General features: G+C 51.1%; 16 protein-coding genes and 2 riboswitches. Of the genes, 1 reads left to right on the top strand and 15 read right to left on the bottom strand.

Annotated elements, in window-relative coordinates; all coding sequences use genetic code 11:
* Positions 1 to 7: 7 nt before the first annotated feature.
* Positions 8 to 84, bottom strand: a riboswitch (cyclic di-GMP riboswitch).
* Positions 85 to 597: 513 nt separating this feature from the next.
* From EBA_RS07570 to EBA_RS07560, 3 genes are all read right to left on the bottom strand, one after another.
* Entirely contained in the window at positions 598 to 2,238 is a 1,641-nt protein-coding gene (locus EBA_RS07570) for a ShlB/FhaC/HecB family hemolysin secretion/activation protein (protein ID WP_225616007.1), read from the bottom strand.
* A gap of 250 nt (positions 2,239 to 2,488) precedes the next feature.
* The gene (locus tag EBA_RS07565) at positions 2,489 to 4,072 is read right to left on the bottom strand and encodes a type 2 periplasmic-binding domain-containing protein (protein ID WP_192374081.1); all 1,584 of its coding nucleotides are present in this window, start codon (positions 4,070 to 4,072) and stop codon (positions 2,489 to 2,491) included.
* 64 nt (positions 4,073 to 4,136) lie between these two features.
* Complete coding sequence (locus EBA_RS07560; RefSeq protein WP_192374080.1) at positions 4,137 to 4,895, bottom strand: hypothetical protein; 759 nt, start codon at positions 4,893 to 4,895, stop codon at positions 4,137 to 4,139.
* Between the two features lie 44 nt (positions 4,896 to 4,939).
* Positions 4,940 to 5,029, bottom strand: a riboswitch (cyclic di-GMP riboswitch).
* Between the two features lie 444 nt (positions 5,030 to 5,473).
* Between EBA_RS07560 and EBA_RS07555 the strand changes: the two genes are divergently transcribed.
* Positions 5,474 to 5,623, top strand: coding sequence for a hypothetical protein (locus EBA_RS07555; protein ID WP_192374079.1), 150 nt, complete (start codon positions 5,474 to 5,476; stop codon positions 5,621 to 5,623).
* Positions 5,624 to 5,731: 108 nt separating this feature from the next.
* Here EBA_RS07555 and gspM read toward each other — a convergent pair whose 3' ends face one another.
* The 12 genes from gspM to EBA_RS07495 all read right to left on the bottom strand — a co-directional run bounded on the left by gspM (position 5,732) and on the right by EBA_RS07495 (position 16,103).
* Entirely contained in the window at positions 5,732 to 6,169 is a 438-nt protein-coding gene (gspM, locus tag EBA_RS07550; RefSeq protein ID WP_229427438.1) for a type II secretion system protein GspM, read from the bottom strand.
* Entirely contained in the window at positions 6,063 to 6,674 is a 612-nt protein-coding gene (locus tag EBA_RS07545; RefSeq protein ID WP_225616658.1) for a hypothetical protein, read from the bottom strand. Before EBA_RS07545 ends, gspM begins: the two co-directional genes overlap by 107 nt.
* Before the next feature lie 65 nt (positions 6,675 to 6,739).
* On the bottom strand, positions 6,740 to 7,933 hold the full coding sequence (gene gspL, locus EBA_RS07540; RefSeq protein WP_192374076.1) for a type II secretion system protein GspL: 1,194 nt from the start codon (positions 7,931 to 7,933) through the stop codon (positions 6,740 to 6,742).
* A complete protein-coding gene (gene gspK, locus EBA_RS07535) occupies positions 7,926 to 8,894 on the bottom strand; it encodes a type II secretion system minor pseudopilin GspK (protein WP_192374075.1) in 969 nt (322 codons plus the stop codon). The genes gspL and gspK overlap by 8 nt, the downstream gene beginning before the upstream one ends.
* Positions 8,891 to 9,478, bottom strand: a complete 588-nt coding sequence (gene gspJ / locus EBA_RS07530; RefSeq protein WP_192374074.1) for a type II secretion system minor pseudopilin GspJ — start codon at positions 9,476 to 9,478, stop codon at positions 8,891 to 8,893. Before gspJ ends, gspK begins: the two co-directional genes overlap by 4 nt.
* Positions 9,468 to 9,857: a type II secretion system minor pseudopilin GspI gene (gene gspI / locus EBA_RS07525; RefSeq protein ID WP_229427833.1), complete on the bottom strand. Its 390-nt coding sequence runs from the start codon at positions 9,855 to 9,857 to the stop codon at positions 9,468 to 9,470. The genes gspJ and gspI overlap by 11 nt, the downstream gene beginning before the upstream one ends.
* Positions 9,854 to 10,396, bottom strand: coding sequence for a type II secretion system minor pseudopilin GspH (gene gspH / locus EBA_RS07520; protein ID WP_192374073.1), 543 nt, complete (start codon positions 10,394 to 10,396; stop codon positions 9,854 to 9,856). The genes gspI and gspH overlap by 4 nt, the downstream gene beginning before the upstream one ends.
* Positions 10,381 to 10,812, bottom strand: a complete 432-nt coding sequence (gene gspG, locus EBA_RS07515) for a type II secretion system major pseudopilin GspG (RefSeq protein ID WP_192374072.1) — start codon at positions 10,810 to 10,812, stop codon at positions 10,381 to 10,383. Before gspG ends, gspH begins: the two co-directional genes overlap by 16 nt.
* A 98-nt stretch (positions 10,813 to 10,910) precedes the next feature.
* On the bottom strand, positions 10,911 to 12,122 hold the full coding sequence (gene gspF / locus EBA_RS07510; protein ID WP_192374071.1) for a type II secretion system inner membrane protein GspF: 1,212 nt from the start codon (positions 12,120 to 12,122) through the stop codon (positions 10,911 to 10,913).
* Between the two features lie 8 nt (positions 12,123 to 12,130).
* The gene (gene gspE / locus EBA_RS07505; protein WP_192374070.1) at positions 12,131 to 13,642 is read right to left on the bottom strand and encodes a type II secretion system ATPase GspE; all 1,512 of its coding nucleotides are present in this window, start codon (positions 13,640 to 13,642) and stop codon (positions 12,131 to 12,133) included.
* Positions 13,629 to 15,536, bottom strand: a complete 1,908-nt coding sequence (gene gspD / locus EBA_RS07500; RefSeq protein WP_192374069.1) for a type II secretion system secretin GspD — start codon at positions 15,534 to 15,536, stop codon at positions 13,629 to 13,631. Before gspD ends, gspE begins: the two co-directional genes overlap by 14 nt.
* 24 nt (positions 15,537 to 15,560) lie before the next feature.
* Entirely contained in the window at positions 15,561 to 16,103 is a 543-nt protein-coding gene (locus EBA_RS07495) for a type II secretion system protein N (protein ID WP_192374068.1), read from the bottom strand.
* Positions 16,104 to 16,110 lie beyond the last annotated feature (7 nt).

The following is a 16,110-nucleotide window of genomic DNA, read 5'->3' as shown; positions in this document are numbered from 1 at the left end:
TTAGATACGTGGCAACCCGGCTGTCTTCAAACAAGACCCGTGGTTTTCTGTCCCCGCCTCACAACGGGTTTAGCCTTTACACATTAAATTACAATGACCTTAATATTTATTAAGGATAAAATCACCTGCGCCACTTTCGAACAAAGCGCTTTTCGACTTATTGGAAAGCTTGGACATATATTAGTAACCAAGCTTTTATTTAATACTGTACCTAAGTATCAGTAAAATAATTTTTAGATTAAAAAACACTCACAGACGAACGCATTCTATAAATATTTTCTTTTAATTTCATAATGATATGAAAAACAAGACAAGCCTAACACCCATCAAAATCCGTCGGCGTAACCCAATAAATTAATATTCATTAGGAAATAAAATCACAAACATTCAACAAGTCTTAAAATATTACAGTTATATTACATACATAACCAGATAACACTAAGAACCCCACACAAACCTTATCGGTTAAAATGGATTTTTTATACTAAATTCTTAATTAAATTATTATTGAATAACCTAACAAAACATATTAACCATACAGCTCGCGCCAAAACCTTAAGTAAAACGATTTCCTCGCACTATGCATTAAGGAAACCCTTAAAATTCGGTCGCAAGGTTAAAGTGCAGCCGCGGATCACCGCTTTGAACCGGTGCCAGCGAAGTAAACGGAATACCGACATCGAACACACCGCTCAACTGTTTCCATAACTGAAAATGCACACCCACGCCGGCACCGCTCAAGGTGTAGCTCTTGACGTTGCCGGGTAAAGTGTTCTTAATCCAGCCTCTGCCACCATCTAAAAAGGCCAGCACCTTTAACTTATTGACGAACTCCCAATCCGATAAGCCCAAATGCGGCGAATGAATTTCCAAAGAGCCAAATACACCGTCATCGGCTAAAGCCTGAGTCTCGAAATACCCGCGCACGCTCTGCGCGCCACCCAGCGAAAACTGTTCGTTACTAATTAATGGCGAATCGGCGGCCTGGCCGGAAAAGTGGCTGACCAGCTCCATGCCCAAGGGCAGATCCCGCTGGTATTTCAAATCACCGGTCAGATACATATAATCGGCCCTGGCAAAAACCCGTTTGTCTTCAAATTGCTGCTGCTTGTTGCCCAAGCCGCGCACCGAGAAGTGCAGTCCTAAATCGAAAGTTGTGCTTGATTCTTTACCGCGCAAATTGCCGCTGTACTGCGCTAAAAACGGCGCGTAGCTGATCGGAGTGGCGATACTGTCGGCACCCAGCAGCTTTAAATCCTCTTGAAAATCCTTGTAATCGACGCCCAAGGTTGCACTGTGATAATAGTCATCCAACGCCTTCAAAGGCTTGACCAGTCTGGCTCCATAAATATTACCGATACCGATTACCGATAGGGCCCCGGCACTGGCGATCTGCGAATTCGACGACGAACTGACGGCGTAAAACGCAAAACGGGTGCCGTCGTCCAATAAGGGCATCGCATAAGTACCGGCCCAGACATCCACTTCTTTATTATCTTCCGGCGACACCTGATACATCAGCGAAGCGCTATGCATGGCCTGCCACAGATTCTCGTACCTTAACGACGACACCAAACGTAACCTTGAGGTACTTGATGTATTGCGGCCGTTTAGCTCGATGCGTCCGTGCAAAGGCAATTCGTCCTTCACTTTTAAATCGACTTCCAAAGTGCCCGGCGTTTCACCAGCCCGCAGGATGGGCGTGATTTGCCGATCCGGGCTTTCGCCAGCCAGTTCCGCCAACTGCTTTTGCATTTTCGGCAAATTGGGCACATTGCCTTCCGCCAGCTCAGGCACAGCGGCCTTAATTTTACCCAACGAAAAATACCGGGAATCCTTAACCCGCAAGCGCGACACCTTACCTTCCACTACCTGCAAATAAACGATACCGTTTTTCACATCTTGCTCGGGAATATCCACCGCCACGGTCTGATAACCATGGGTTCGATATAATTCTTCCAGCGCCGCGCGCGCCGACTCGACGTTATCGATACTCTTTTTAGGCCCCAAAAACGGATATATCGTGCGTTCCAACTGTTTTTTATCGATGAGACTATTACCCTTGACTCGTAATTCCAGTAAATCGAAACTGGCGGTCGGCTGCGCCGCCTGTTGCTGAGTTTCCGTTGCAACGGCTGGTCCGTTCTGCTGAGCATCCTGAGCCAATACCTCGAAAGCCACCATCAAGACGCAGCCCGACAAGCACATCAGAACCGGCTTTATTCTATTTACCCGCATGAAATCTGTTTTATCCGTGTTATGCCCGGCTTTCCGTATGAAAGCCGCTAGCCCCGGTATTCTAAGGCGCTTGCGTTAAGCTTTTGTGACAACACCACCGGGGATTTAGCCACAAACGTATAAGTCGCAAAAAGCATCATTCACATCCGCCCACTGCTACAAACAAAAAAACCAGCCGTCCGAAAACGGCTGGTTCTCCTGTTACTCGCGACAATCCTTTATCGCATCAACCTAATTAATGCATTGCGCATTATTGAAGTTGAATGCCTGCATTTGTTGCGTTAGGCAAGTCATATGCTGCGGGGATGCGGCAGTTGTTTACACCTTGAGAAGTTGTAGCATGGCTGTAAGGGTTTACCGGATAGCTAGATGCAAAAGTACCGTTGGCGGTTGGCGTAAAGTTTTTAGGTGAAGCCAAGAAACCGCTATCACCAAACGGATGAATGTTAGTTTGGTTCAAAGAAACGATGACGTTAGGATTGCTGGCCGCTTTGATGAATTCTTTAACGATCAAGTCTTCACTCAAATCCCAAACGTGAGTTTTGGAATATTGGAAAGTCAGCTCAGCCCAGTCATGGTATTTGCCTTTCGCAACGTTTTCCAGAGTTGGAGCAATGCCATCGATTTTGATAAAACGCCAGTCTTCAGCCTGGTTGGCATTTTTTTCCAAACCTTGGAGACCGATCGCCCAACGTGCGCCGCCTGTTGTGTATGTATTGTTGAAACCAGTACCGATGGTGTTAACACCTGCATCCAATTCTCTTAAACATTCAGACAAGTTGCCAGCTGATGACATTGCATGTACTTGAGCAGAGGCAATGACTTCACCCAAAGTACCAGTATCGGCTTTCGGAGCTGTAGCAGCTGTAGCACAAGGATAGTTCAGGAAATTAATCCCCATTTGCGCTTTAGTACCAGAACCATCAGTACGGGTACAGATGTGTACGCGTGCGTTAGCATTTCCTGGCTTGTAGGCAGCACTAGCCAAAGTATACAAATCGCTCGCCCCCACTTTCAGGTCTTTCCAGCTATCCAGTTTGCCGGTCATGATGCTGGCGACTTGATCACGAGTCAAACTAGGCATACAAGCTTCGCTTTCGGCGCCAACGCAAGCATTACCCACGCCAAATTGTGCTTCTTGCAGCGCATTGCGCAATTTCAAAGTAGCACCGATACCAAATACTTGACCGCCTGCTGATTCAACATTCAACAAACCAACATCGGACGGATTAACCGCTGTACCTGATGTATTAACACCACGAAATTGCTCAGGATCAACGTCAGAAATACCGAAATCAGGAATTTCGCTTTTGAATTGACCTGCGGTAGTTGGCGAATACGTGCAAGTAGAAGTCAATAGACCAGTGCCTGTAGGCGCTGTACAAACGCTAGGATCGACGTTCAAAAATTCGACATGAGCAGCTGCGTTATTCCCTTTCGCGTCATCAATGAGTGGAGCAACACCTTTAGCAGAACCACCTACGCTACGTTTGTAAATCAGCAGGTTGGCTTTACCGCCAGCCAAACCGACTAATTGTGGGTTCAGCGGGTTCAATGTGCAGTAATATGCGTTTTGATCTTTACCACCGCCATTATCTTTAAATTTATAGATAGGCTGGGTTGAATCACACATACGATCTGCAGCAATTACAGACGTGCTGGTCGCCAAATGCTCAATATAGTCCAGCGCAGCAGAAGCACCTGACAAATAAATTTCATAAGTATCGGCAGGCGTTACTACGACTTTGCCGGCACCATCCAATGTGATAGCCGCTTGCGCTGTGCCAGCTAATAAGGCAGCAGAAACTGCTGCACCTAAGATTAATTTTTTCATTTTGTCTCTCGCTTGTTAAAAATTAGAGAGCCACTCCCGGATAAAGCCGGAAGTGGCCAAAAGCTTATACAGCCAGTGATTTACGACGGTTTAAGCGCAATACGCCCATCAGACCGGCGCCGAACATCCATACAGCAGCTGGTAGCGGCACGGAAGCAACAGGAGGCGCAGTAAAAGTCAGACTGTTGCCAGCCAATTTCCATTGACCAACAAATGTGCTTGCAATATTGTCACCAGTGTTTTGGTCCAATACGCCCAACTGAAAACCAACCGCATCACCATAGTTTGCTTGCGGGTCTTGAATCCAAGTACCCCAAACGCTAGCGGCATTAGCGTGCTGGCCAGTACCAGCGGAGTCACTATCCAAAGCCAATGTGCTCAGATTTTGTGAAGTAACGTTAGCAACTCTGCTATTGATATCGATTGCGTGGTTTTCTATACCTGAAGACACGTCAATTCCGAACAGAATACTTTGGGTAACAGCCAATGGCGCGTTACCTGTGATAGCGGCACCAAAATCAACAGAATTGCCGACAGCAACTGCGTATTTGATTTTGCTGGTGTTTGCACCGGTAATAAACGATGTCCAGTTGGTCAGAGCAGACAGGTCAAAATTCAAGCTGTAATTTGTGTTACTGACGTTGGCAACCAAGTCGTTGTAGGTCACGCCGGTATCCAGGGTAAAAGTTTTACCGGTAGTGATGTCGTAAGCAGACAAATAAGCTTCGTTTAAACCACCGCCGTTTTTCTCGATAGCAGCGTTAGCTGAACCAGCGCCTACCAACAGAGCCGCTGCAACCATAGTTTTTGCAAAATGTTTCATTGTTTATGCCTTATGTTTAAAAAATAAAAGTCTTAAATACACAAGGTGACAACCCAGCTATCTTGAAGTCTATCGCAGACATAAGACCTGAAGCTTTCCGTCCCCGCTTCGCAACGGGTTTGGCTTTTACACGCTTTCCTAAACTCAACACCATCTAACAGATAAACAGTGTCGCCTTTCCCCCGCTACCATTTTTTTCCACCTAACCTCCTCCCTATCCTCTTCCTTCGCCTGCTCCCTTTGCGTGCCATCCCTGTTCCTTAGTTACTCCAGAACTTCTGCTGAGCACCAAGCCCCTTGGTGCTTCAACTTGGGGTGGATTATTCCAGAGCAATAGCGGCGTTTCGGTTACAGCATTGTTAAATTCACGTGACATGTAATACATCTGTATTACGAATAAGCTGGCTAACGCGGGTAATCGGGAGCTGGGTTGCGGGTGTATCTCTTAATGACAGTGTCCCGGCGGGCGGGGGTTCTGATGCGAAGTCTTTTACAGCCTCAATAGCTATTTGACACTAAGGCGATTTATGCCAATAAAGTCCCCAAAGCAAGCAACTTTCCGTTGACTGAGCAGACTGGTGCTGAGCGAAGCCAAAGTAACCGAAGTCAGCCGTTCGCTGAGCGAAGCCGAAGTCAGCCGTTCGCTGAGCGGAGTCGAAGCGAACGACATATTTGGCATTGCTAATGGGTACAAACTTTCTCAAAAACCACCTAAAGAGAAGCTCTAAAAATCATCCGTTCATGCTTCCACGGGCTCAGCACGAACGGATAGGCGGTTGCTGTACCAAAGCCGCCGTTCGCGCCAAGCGGTTCGAATGGCAATTTTTAGCGCTTCCCTAAACACCCAGCAAAACTTTGCCATTGACAACGCCCTCTCCGGCATCGCTTGGTTTCTCGACATCGATTTGCAGCACCTGCAAGCGGTGCTTGGTTTCCAGAATCGCCAGCCACGACATCAATTTATCGAAAGGCAGATGCTCCAGCCAGACGCTGACTTTATCTTCGCCTTCCGGTGACAGGTGTTTGATCGCCGGCTTTATCTCCAGTTGTTGACTGCTGAAATCAACTATCGCCATCGGCGATTGATTTGCGCTACCTTCTGCCGGTGCGTCAACCACAGCCTGCTGCCGCAAGGCCGCTGCTTGATTGCCGACTTGTTGTAAATAGTTATAGATTTGCCCTTGCGCCTGGATTTTTTGCCTCAACGAGCGGCTCTGTTCGGCAAACGGTTGATAAAACGCCAAGTAAGCGCCATACACCAGCACGATCAGCAAACCGCCAACGGCCAACCACCGCTCTCTGGGCGTTAAATCGGCAAAACGCTGGCTTAGGTGATTTTTGAGAAAAGTTATACCCATTGGCAATGCCAAATATGTCGTTCGCTTCGACTCCGCTCAGCGAACGGTTGACTTCGACTTCGCTCGGCGAACGGTTGACTTCGACTTCGCTCGGCGAACGGTTGACTTCGACTTCGCTCGGCGAACAGTTGACTTCGGCTTCGGTCAGCGAACGGTTGACTTCGACTTCGCTCGGCGAACAGTTGACTTCGGCTTCGGTCAGCGAACAGTTGACTTCGACTTCGCTCATCGAACAGTTGACTTCGACTTCGCTCATCGAACAGTTGACTTCCACTTCGCTCATCGAACAGTTGACTTCCACTTCGCTCATCGAACAGTTGACTTCCACTTCGCTCATCGAACAGTTGACTTCCACTTCGCTCATCGAACAGTTGACTTCCACTTCGCTCATCGAACAGTTGACTTCCACTTCGCTCAGCACAAGTCTGCTCAGTCAACGGAAAATTGCTTGCTTTGGGTACATTTATTGCCGTAAATCGCCTTATGTCATTTTTCGCGAATCTCAAGTTGCGCCTCCACGCCTTTTGCGCCGCTATCGGCCGATTGAATTTTGACTTGCACAGTGATTTGCAACTGTTGTTTGAATTGCTCCAGCTGGCCGATGTCGTTGGCAACCACATGCAATTGCAAATTGCCGTTCAGATAATTGAATTTTTTCAAACGCACGGCCGGCGTGTCTTTCAACAGCAATCCGGAACGATAAATCAATCGCATAAAGCCGCTACCGACGAAATCGTGTTGCTTTCTGAGCTGCACCAATTGTTGATCGGCTTGGGCTTTGACATTGACGATGCGTTTCACATCCGGAAAGGTTTGCTTGAACAGCTCTTGGGTTTTAAGCTCCAACTCACTCAACTCGGCTTGTTGTTGCCAATAGGTATGCAATAGCGCATAGCTCTGCAGCACCAGCGCTACGCACAAAATCATGCCGGCCGGCAGCCACTGTTGCCAGCGGCCTACTTGTCGGTTGCTGACGGCATAAACCCCATTCAATAAATTCAACTCGGCGGGCAATAACTCGGCAGTGCTGGCCATAAACCGCAAGGGCTTACAAACAGAAATTTCCAATTCCGCAAGCGGTAAATTGTCCGGCAGACTCGTTTCGTCGTGGGCTTTGCAGATTGTTAAAGTGCTGAAATCAGCGCCTTCAGCACGGGCTTTTTCCAGCAGTTGCGGCAAAAATAACGCATCCACACCGCCGCCAAGATAGGCGGCGCTGCGCAGAATCACATTAGCGTCGTCGATCAGCAAGGTGCATTGTCCCTGGCTATACGGCAAGCATAAAGCTTCCGAATACGCCGCTTCCAGCGCCAAACCGGCTTCCCGAAACGGCGCAAGCCACGCCGACAATCTTTCGTGCGCGACCGCCGCCACCGCAAGTTTATCTTGGTCTTGCTTTAACCAAACCAGATGATAGTTTTCCACGTCCTCGGCCAGTAAGTCTTCCAACGCAAACGGCAAGGCCTTTTTCAGTTGAGCGGTGCTTTTAATCGCCAGCTCGATTTCCAGCAATAACACCGAAGCGGCCGGCAACAGCAACAGCACGGACTTACCCTGCGCAGCCGCCGTCAACTCGGCCATGGTACCGGACGCCGGCTGACTATCCGGCTCGGCAAGACTCAACCATTCCAGCTTGTCTGCAGACCCTGCCCCGAATCTGACCAATAGTTTGTCAGCCATGCGCCAAGCCTACACGCTGTCGTTTCACTATCCGCGTCCCGCCGCCGCGCTGCAATTGCGACTCAAACTGCAGATGGGTTTTGCCCATATCGATTTGCCCTCTCAATAAAAAATTTTGCGAACTGACGGCCAAGCCGTATTTACCGATGCCGGCATCGGCAACCGCTTCGTCCTTTAAAAATTCGGCGACTTTTTCGAACGGTTTACCTCTGGCTCTGAACATGGATTCCGCCTGATCGGCGCTGATGTCGTCCGCCAAACAGCGCAATACGATGGCGCTGGCGGTATTGACGTTCAGCGGCGCGTAACCATCCACGGCATACAGATACGGCAGCAATGCCCGATAAGTCTCCCGCGTCATACCCTGCACCAGCAGCAACTCGCTGACATCGGCAAATTGCCGGTTAGCCGCGCGATAGGCCGGGTTTAGCCGGGTATAGGTTTCGTCTTCCGCGCCGTGTGGATAACTGATCTGCATATCCGCATCGATCCAATCCGTGATTGCCTGAGCCAACTCGGTTTTCAGCTTTAGCTGCGCCAGCAAGCGTTCCAAGCGCTTTACATCCGGCGCGGAAACCTTACCCTCGACCAATAAATTGTTCAGATTAATCCGGCCTTGCAAATCCGCAATGCCGGCCTGCATCCTGCCACCCGCCACACCTGTGCTTGCCAGCGGTTTAGACCAAGCATCATCCAGGCTATCAACTTCATCAGCCTCGGCTTTTTCATCAACCTTGGTTTTGGCCGCGGCATCGGAATCGGCATCTAACCGGCCGATAGCCCAACTTTCCAAGCCGTACGCGTATTCCCAAGCTTGCATGCTACGCAGTTGATTTTCGGTACGACGAATATCCATCTGCCGCGCACTGGACATCGACACTACCGCGACCGTCGCGATAGCCAGCACCAGCATGACCGTAATCAACGCGATCCCGCGCTGCCTCTGCTTTAGCGAGCTCATTCCCGCACCAAAAACAGCCGTCGGATGTCGCCCAAGCCGGCCAAACTAAAGTTCGCTTCCACCGCGCCGGGCATCCCGGCGCCCTCAGCCGACCAGTGCGGGTGCCATTCGTCGCCGCCGTAAAAGCGCAATTCAAGCGCGGTAACGTTCAACAATTTTTTGCGGTGAAACTGCGTCTGTTGAGTGCGATCCAACACCGTCCAAACTTGCCGGTACAAGACACCGTTTTCCAGGCGATAACTGATGCGTTGCAATTGGCTGTGCATCGACAACTGCGACCAGTCCGGCACGCTGCGGGTTAAAGTCAACAATTCCTCGCCATTGCCGCCGGAAAATGCCGACTGTTCGCTGCCGAATTCGTCCCTAATCGAGCGCGGCAAAGCCTGGGCTAAATCTTCGTTCAGTAAGTACATCGTTTGCTGTAACTCGGCGATGCTGTCCGAGCGTTTTTCGGTGCCCGCTCTGGCGTCCAGCACCGCGCTCAAACCGGCGTAAGCCATCGCCGCCATGATCGCAAACACGGCCATCGCGATCAGGATTTCCAGCAAAGTGAAGCCGCGACTGCTGCCGGCTTTACTGTTCATGCTCGACCGGAACATAACTTAGCAAACCGGCGTAAGGCGATTTATCCCCTTCCAAAAACACTTCGATCCGATAATCCCAGACCGCACCGCCGAAAGCCGGCGTCACACCGCGCTTAGCCTGCCAATACCAACGCCGACCGGCCATCGTCTCCCAACCGTCCTGGTTCTCCGGCTTGTCCTTATCCAAGCGCAATTGCACCGCATGATTAGCGGCAATTGTCGCCGCCAGGGTTTTGTTTTCCAGATACCAAAGATTCTGGGTATTATCCGCGGTAATTTTGATCAGGCCGGCCATCAGAATTGCCAGCAAAGCCAGTGCAATCAACACTTCCAGCAAGGTAAAGCCTTCGGCCGGTTTGGCTTGTCCCGCGCCAATCACGGCTTGACAGCCAGACTGGAAACCGCCAAGCCAGCCTCGGAAGTATTGGCTACCAAAAACAGGCTATCGCTTTTTTGCAAGGCAATCCCAATTTGGAAGGATTCCGCCGCACCGTCCGGAGTAAAGACAATCTGCGGTTCAGGATGGACTTTGTCAGCAAAACGCTTCGTTAGAAACACCGCCTTTTCATCCAGTGTTAGCGTCAAGCTCATCCCGGCCGGCAAATCCCGCTGCCTGAATAAAGCATCGCTCAGCTCCGGCCGCCATTCGCCTTGCGCCAGGGTCAAAAATCGATAGCTTTGGCCAATCAGCTCTAAACCGATACTGTCGCCGCGTATCATCGCTTCCTGCTCGGTGAGTGCCAATAGTTTGGATAAGCGTTCCGCTTCCAACTGTTGCTGCTTGCTGTGATCGGCGTTACCCATCGCCAGCATGGCCATACTGCTCATCAGACCGATCAACACCATCGCAATCAGCAGCTCGATCAGCGTGAAGCCGCGTATGTTCAAACCTTGAATCGGGCTTACTTTTGCGCCCAATTGGTGATGTCCGCGCCGGCTTCGCTGCCGCCTTCCACACCGTCCGCGCCGAAGGAATACAAATCAAACTCGCTGTGTGCGCCAGGCTGCATGTAAAAATACGGTTTACCCCAGGCGTCGGCCGGCAGTTGATCCAGATAGCCGCCCTGCTTCCAATGCGCGCCTTGCGGCAGATTGGCCGGCTTATGCACTAAAGCTTCCAGGCCTTGGTCGGTGGTGGGATAGCTGAAATTATCCAAGCGGTACAGATCCAACGCGGCGCTGATGGCTCTAATGTCTTGCAAAGTGCGCGTGGCACGGGCTTCGTCCGGTCTGCCCATAATTTTAGGGACGACGATGGACGCCAGAATTCCCAAAATCACCACCACGATCATCACTTCGATCAGGGTAAAGCCTTGCTGTTTTTTGTTGCTCATAACGGTGTAAAGTCGGTAGAGTTAATGCACGCCCCGCCCAGTGTGGGGCAACGCAGAGAAGATTAGAAAGCCAAGGTGACAGGCGTATGACAAAGGCGCTATCTAATCAATTGGTTCATTTCAAAAATCGGTAACAAAATCGCCAGCACGATGGTCAGCACCACCAAACCCATGAATAAAATTAAGGCCGGCTCGAATAAACCCATGGTCAATTCGGTAAGCGCCTGAATATCGCGCTCCTGATCGTCGGCGGCGCTTTCCAGCATGCGCGGCAACTGGCCGCTGGCTTCGCCGCTGGCGACCAAATGAATCGTCACCGGCGGGAAGAAGCCGCTGGCTTCCAGCGCCTTGTTCAAACTCTGACCTTCCCGCACACGAATCGCGGTGTGGGCAACCGCCTGTTGCATCGCGTTATTGGACAAAACCTGACTGGAGATTTTTAAGGCTTCCAGCAACTCGACGCCGCTATTGGTCAAAATCGCCAGCGTGCGGGTAAAACGGGCCGTGTTTAAACCCTTGGAGAACCTAGCGGTAATCGGCATCGTCAACAACCAACGGTGAAACAGCATGCGCGGCCGCTCCCGGCGCAAAATCAGCTTTGCCGCGGCAGACAAGATCACCGCGATGACCAGCAACAACAAGCCATTGCTCTGCAAGAAATCACTACAGCTAATTAAGGCCTGGGTAATAGCCGGCAGCTCGTGGCCCATTTTGTCGAACACGCCGGTGATTTCCGGCACCACATACGCCAGCAGGCCGATGACCACCAATATGGACACCGACGACAGCAACACCGGGTAAATCATGGCCATCTGCAATTTGCGATGCAACTGGCCTTTGTCGCTTAGATAGTCAGCCAGCTTTTCCAAGACCTGATCCAGCTTGCCGGAAGATTCGCCGGCTTCGATGGTGGCGCGGTAAAGTGGCGGAAAGGTGCTGGGAAAGGCCTGGCAAGCCACGGCCAGACTTTGCCCTTCCAGAATTCGGCTTCTGATCGCCAGCAAAATCCGTCTGGCCCGCGCCGACTCCAGTTGCCTGGCGATAATGCCCAAGGCTTCATCGATAGCCAAGCCGGACTTCAGCAGAGCGGCTAACTGCCGGGTGATGTGCGCCAGCGCGCGCATGCCGATGTTCTGCGCCAATAGCGGCGACTGTCCGCTGCGTTCTTTTTTATGAACTTCCTGAATGTCCAACAGAGTTAAATCATTAGCCTTCAATTGTTGGCGCGCAGTTTTGATGGTGTCGCTTTCAAGCGTGCCTTTTACCGACTTGCCCTTGCCGTTCAGCGCTTGATATTCGAATACCGCCATATCGCCCCTTAATCCTTTAAGGTAATACGGATGGCTTCGTCGATACTGGTATCGCCGTTCAGCACTTTTTCCAGCGCACTTTGCTGGATGCTGCGCGATGAAAGTCGGGCATGCCGTTCCAGTTCCAAATCGCCCGCGCCGTCGTGGATTAGTTGTTGCATCGTGCTATCCAGCATGATCATTTCAAAGATGCCGGCCCGGCCTTTGTACCCGTGGTTATGGCATTGCGGGCAGCCTTGGGCTTGATAAACCGTAACCGGCCCGCCGGCTGGGTTGCCATAGCCCAGCTTGGCTAAATCCTGTACCGGCACCTGCTCAGGCTTTTTACAATGCGGACAGAGCTTGCGTACCAGCCGTTGCGCGATCACGCCGACCAAACTGGATGCCAACAGAAAAGGTTCTATGCCCATGTCGCGCAGCCGGGTGATGGCGCCCACGGCGGTATTGGTATGCAATGTCGATAGCACCAAGTGGCCGGTCAAGCTGGCCTGCACGGCAATCTCGGCGGTTTCCCGGTCGCGAATCTCGCCGACCATGACAATATCCGGGTCCTGCCGCAAAATCGCCCGCAAGCCCTTGGCAAAGGTCATATCAACCTTGGCATTGACTTGAGTTTGGCCGACACCGTCCAGGTAATATTCGATAGGGTCTTCGACGGTGAGAATATTGCGGCTGCGTTGATTCAATTGATTGACCACCGCGTACAAACTGGTGGTTTTCCCTGAACCAGTCGGCCCGGTCACCAGAATAATGCCGTGCGGGCGGGCGATCATTTGCTGAATGCTGTTCAGCTCGTAATCCGACATGCCGACTTGCTTCAGGCTCAATTGGTTGGCTTGCTTGTCCAGCAAACGCAGCACCACGCGCTCGCCGTGGCCGGAAGGCAAAGTCGATACCCGCACATCCACGGTGCGGCCGCCGATATTCAAAGAAATACGGCCATCTTGCGGCAAGCGCTTTTCGGCTATGTCCAGCTTGGCCATGACTTTCAGGCGGGAAATCACCATGGGCGCAAATTCGCGTTGCGGCTCGATAATCTCCCGTAAGGTGCCGTCCACCCGAAACCGCACCACCATGCGTTTTTCGTAGGATTCGATATGAATGTCCGAGGCATTTTCCTTGATGGCTTCGGTGAGCAAGGCGTTGATCAAGCGGATGATCGGTGCTTCGTCTTCGCTTTCCAGTAAGTCTTCCGGCTTGGGCAGATGCTGGGCCATCTCGGACAAATCCAGATTGTCATGCATGTCGTCGACCATTTGCTGGGCATGGCCGGTTTTGTGTTCGTAAACCGCCTGCAACAGACGCTCGAACTCTTCCGCGCCGACCGCTTCGTAACTGGCCGGCCTATCCACGAAGCGGCGGGTTTCCAGTAAAGCCGTTACCGAGGCTTTGGGCTGATAGACGATACGCGCCTGCTGCGCGGAACATTCTGCAACGATCACGCCGTGGCGTTTGGCAAAACCGTAAGACGGCAGTTTTACGGTTTCCATGTCGCTGCCTGACGCGCTATTGCTTGCCATTGCGGCCGGCTGGTTCATCGTTGTCGATGACCGCATCGGCGCTCGGCAAATTTTCCATCAACGGCTGCTGTTGATCTTGCATCAAAAACACACCGTCCTTATTAAAATCCATTTGCTTTTCGCGCATCTGCCCGTATTTATCGTTGGTCAGAACGGCCGACTTGTTGGTGTCCCTGATAATTTGCGGTCGCAAAAACACCATTAGATTTTTCTTAGTCGAGGTAGACGAGTTGGTCTCGAATAAATGGCCGATGTATGGGATGTCGCCTAATATGGGGATGGATGTAGCCGATTCCGTCACATCGTCCTTGATCAAGCCGCCGATCACCAGGACCCGACCGTCATCCACCAATACCGAAGTCTCAAACTGCCGTTTATCAAAGCTTTGCAGGCCGCTGGCACCACTATTATCGATCACACTCGAAACTTCCTGGGTAACCTTTAGCTTAACCGCATCGCCTTCGCTGATCTGTGGCAACACTTTAAGTTTGATACCGACATCCTGCCGTTGCGTCGTCTGAAACGGCGTACTGACACCGGTACCGGCACTGGGGGTGTATTGCCCGGTGGTTAGCGGAATATTTTGACCGACCAACATACTGGCTTCTTCATTATCCAGCGTGACGATGGATGGCGTAGACAAGATATTGAAATCGGATTCGGTCGCTAAAGCGGTGATCATGGCTTTTAACTCGTTACCGGCAAGATAGCCTATGCTCAGGCCTTTACCGACGCCGGATATAAATTGTGATAAATCCAAGGAATTATCCGCACCGCTTCTATTGGCGCCGAACACATTACCTTTTTCCTTGGTTTGCCACTCAACGCCTAATTTTCGCGATTTGTCGTAGCTGACTTCGGCTATGATCGCTTCGATATGCACTTGCGCGCGGCGTACATCCAATTGTCTGACTACCGATTTCAGGGTCTTCATCAAATCGTGCGGTGCGGTGATTATTAGGGCATTGGCGGCTTCGTCGGCGCGTATATCGAATGCCTTTTCAGTAGTCGCCACCGTTTTGGGCTTATCGGCTTTCTCGTCCTTATGCGAGCCCACTCCCGTCAATGTTTCGACCAGCTCCTTGGCCACTGCGTAGCGCATATAAATGACTTCGGTATTGCCGTCCTTTTCAATCGGCGTATCCAGATTGGCAATCAAGGCTCGCATTTGCAGCCGCATTTCCTGATCGCCGCCGAGGATAATGGAATTGGAGCGTTCATCCGCCACCATCGGCGGCGCGACAGCCGTGGTTTTCCCCGCGCTATTATTGGTAATCAGCGTATTCAACGGGAGAATCAAATCGGCGGCATTGGCATGCCGTAAATTGATGATTTCAATGTTTTGTATCTCGCTTTTATCGATTTGCCTGATCATCAAGGCCAGGCGGTTCACGTTGGCAGCGGTATCGGACAAAATAATCGAATTACTTTCAGGCACCGCGCCAATGAACGCATACTGAGGCATTAACGGCAGCAAGGTTTGTACAACCTGGGTGGCATCGACATGATGCACCTGCAAAACCCTGGTCAGTTGCTCATCGCCATTCTGCGGATTGCCGAGCAACTCGCTTTCCTCGCCGTCCTGTTTGGCAGTGACATTAGGAATAATTTTGACAATATTGCCGTTCGGAATGGCCGAGTAGCCGTGTACCTTTAGTATGGACAGGAATACATCGTAAACCTGGGTGGACTTCATCGGGGTAGAGGTCACCACCGATATATTGCCGGTGATGCGCGGATCGATAATAAAGTTTTTGCCGGTGACATCGGCTACCGTTTCGATCAGCGCGCGTATATCGACATCTTTGAGATTCAGCGAAAATTCGTCTTTTTCCGCCAGTAATATCGGGCAGAAAATGGCCAGAAGAAAGCCGATCAACAAGCGTGTTTTCATTTGCAGTGTTTACAAGGGAGGGGGTTATTCGGTGACAGTGGGTACGCGGACGCTATCTTTCTTCAATAATAAGGATTCCTGGCGTTCGCCATGTTTCAGCAGCACCCGGTCTTGCTCGACCGCCTGCAGCACCGCACCACCGGGCAATTCGTCACCTAATCTGTATTTCTTCTGTTGGCCGTCGTCGGCTTGAATGATGCCGCTGGCATTTCCGGTATCCTTGGACAAAAACAAAACACCCAGCAACTTGAGCTGCAATTGCGTCTCCGAAATAGATCCCGTACCGGCAGCGCTATGCAGGCTTTGACCAAATAAATGCCAGGTGCCGATTTCCAGTAAATCCACAGCATTTTGTGCAACCGTTTCCGTTCGAGCGGGTGCCGCAGCCTCTGCGGCACTCTGGTCGGCATTCAACGCTACGGCGGACAAGCTAAAGTACAACGCGACAAGCAAATAGGCCGTAGCCAGGGCTGTCGCAAACCATGGAAGATAGGCACCGCCGGACACCCTCCACTCTGCCGCTTTCCAATCGAAAGCAAATCTTGAAACACCCGCAAATTTCATCATGCTTCGA

The sequence above is a fragment of the Methylomonas albis genome (assembly GCF_014850955.1).
GTDB classification, from domain to species: Bacteria; Pseudomonadota; Gammaproteobacteria; order Methylococcales; family Methylomonadaceae; genus Methylomonas; species Methylomonas albis.
This window is presented reverse-complemented; position numbering and strand designations above follow the sequence as displayed.

Excerpts from the sequence above, each read along its gene's own strand:
- EBA_RS07570 (WP_225616007.1), bottom strand. The coding sequence starts at position 2,238 with ATGCGGGTAAATAGAATAAAGCCGGTTCTGATGTGCTTGTCGGGCTGC.
- EBA_RS07565 (WP_192374081.1), bottom strand. The coding sequence starts at position 4,072 with ATGAAAAAATTAATCTTAGGTGCAGCAGTTTCTGCTGCCTTATTAGCT.
- EBA_RS07560 (WP_192374080.1), bottom strand. The coding sequence starts at position 4,895 with ATGAAACATTTTGCAAAAACTATGGTTGCAGCGGCTCTGTTGGTAGGC.
- gspL (WP_192374076.1), bottom strand. The coding sequence starts at position 7,933 with ATGGCTGACAAACTATTGGTCAGATTCGGGGCAGGGTCTGCAGACAAG.
- gspK (WP_192374075.1), bottom strand. The coding sequence starts at position 8,894 with ATGAGCTCGCTAAAGCAGAGGCAGCGCGGGATCGCGTTGATTACGGTC.
- gspJ (WP_192374074.1), bottom strand. The coding sequence starts at position 9,478 with ATGAACAGTAAAGCCGGCAGCAGTCGCGGCTTCACTTTGCTGGAAATC.
- gspG (WP_192374072.1), bottom strand. The coding sequence starts at position 10,812 with ATGAGCAACAAAAAACAGCAAGGCTTTACCCTGATCGAAGTGATGATC.
- gspF (WP_192374071.1), bottom strand. The coding sequence starts at position 12,122 with ATGGCGGTATTCGAATATCAAGCGCTGAACGGCAAGGGCAAGTCGGTA.
- gspE (WP_192374070.1), bottom strand. The coding sequence starts at position 13,642 with ATGGCAAGCAATAGCGCGTCAGGCAGCGACATGGAAACCGTAAAACTG.
- gspD (WP_192374069.1), bottom strand. The coding sequence starts at position 15,536 with ATGAAAACACGCTTGTTGATCGGCTTTCTTCTGGCCATTTTCTGCCCG.
- EBA_RS07495 (WP_192374068.1), bottom strand. The coding sequence starts at position 16,103 with ATGATGAAATTTGCGGGTGTTTCAAGATTTGCTTTCGATTGGAAAGCG.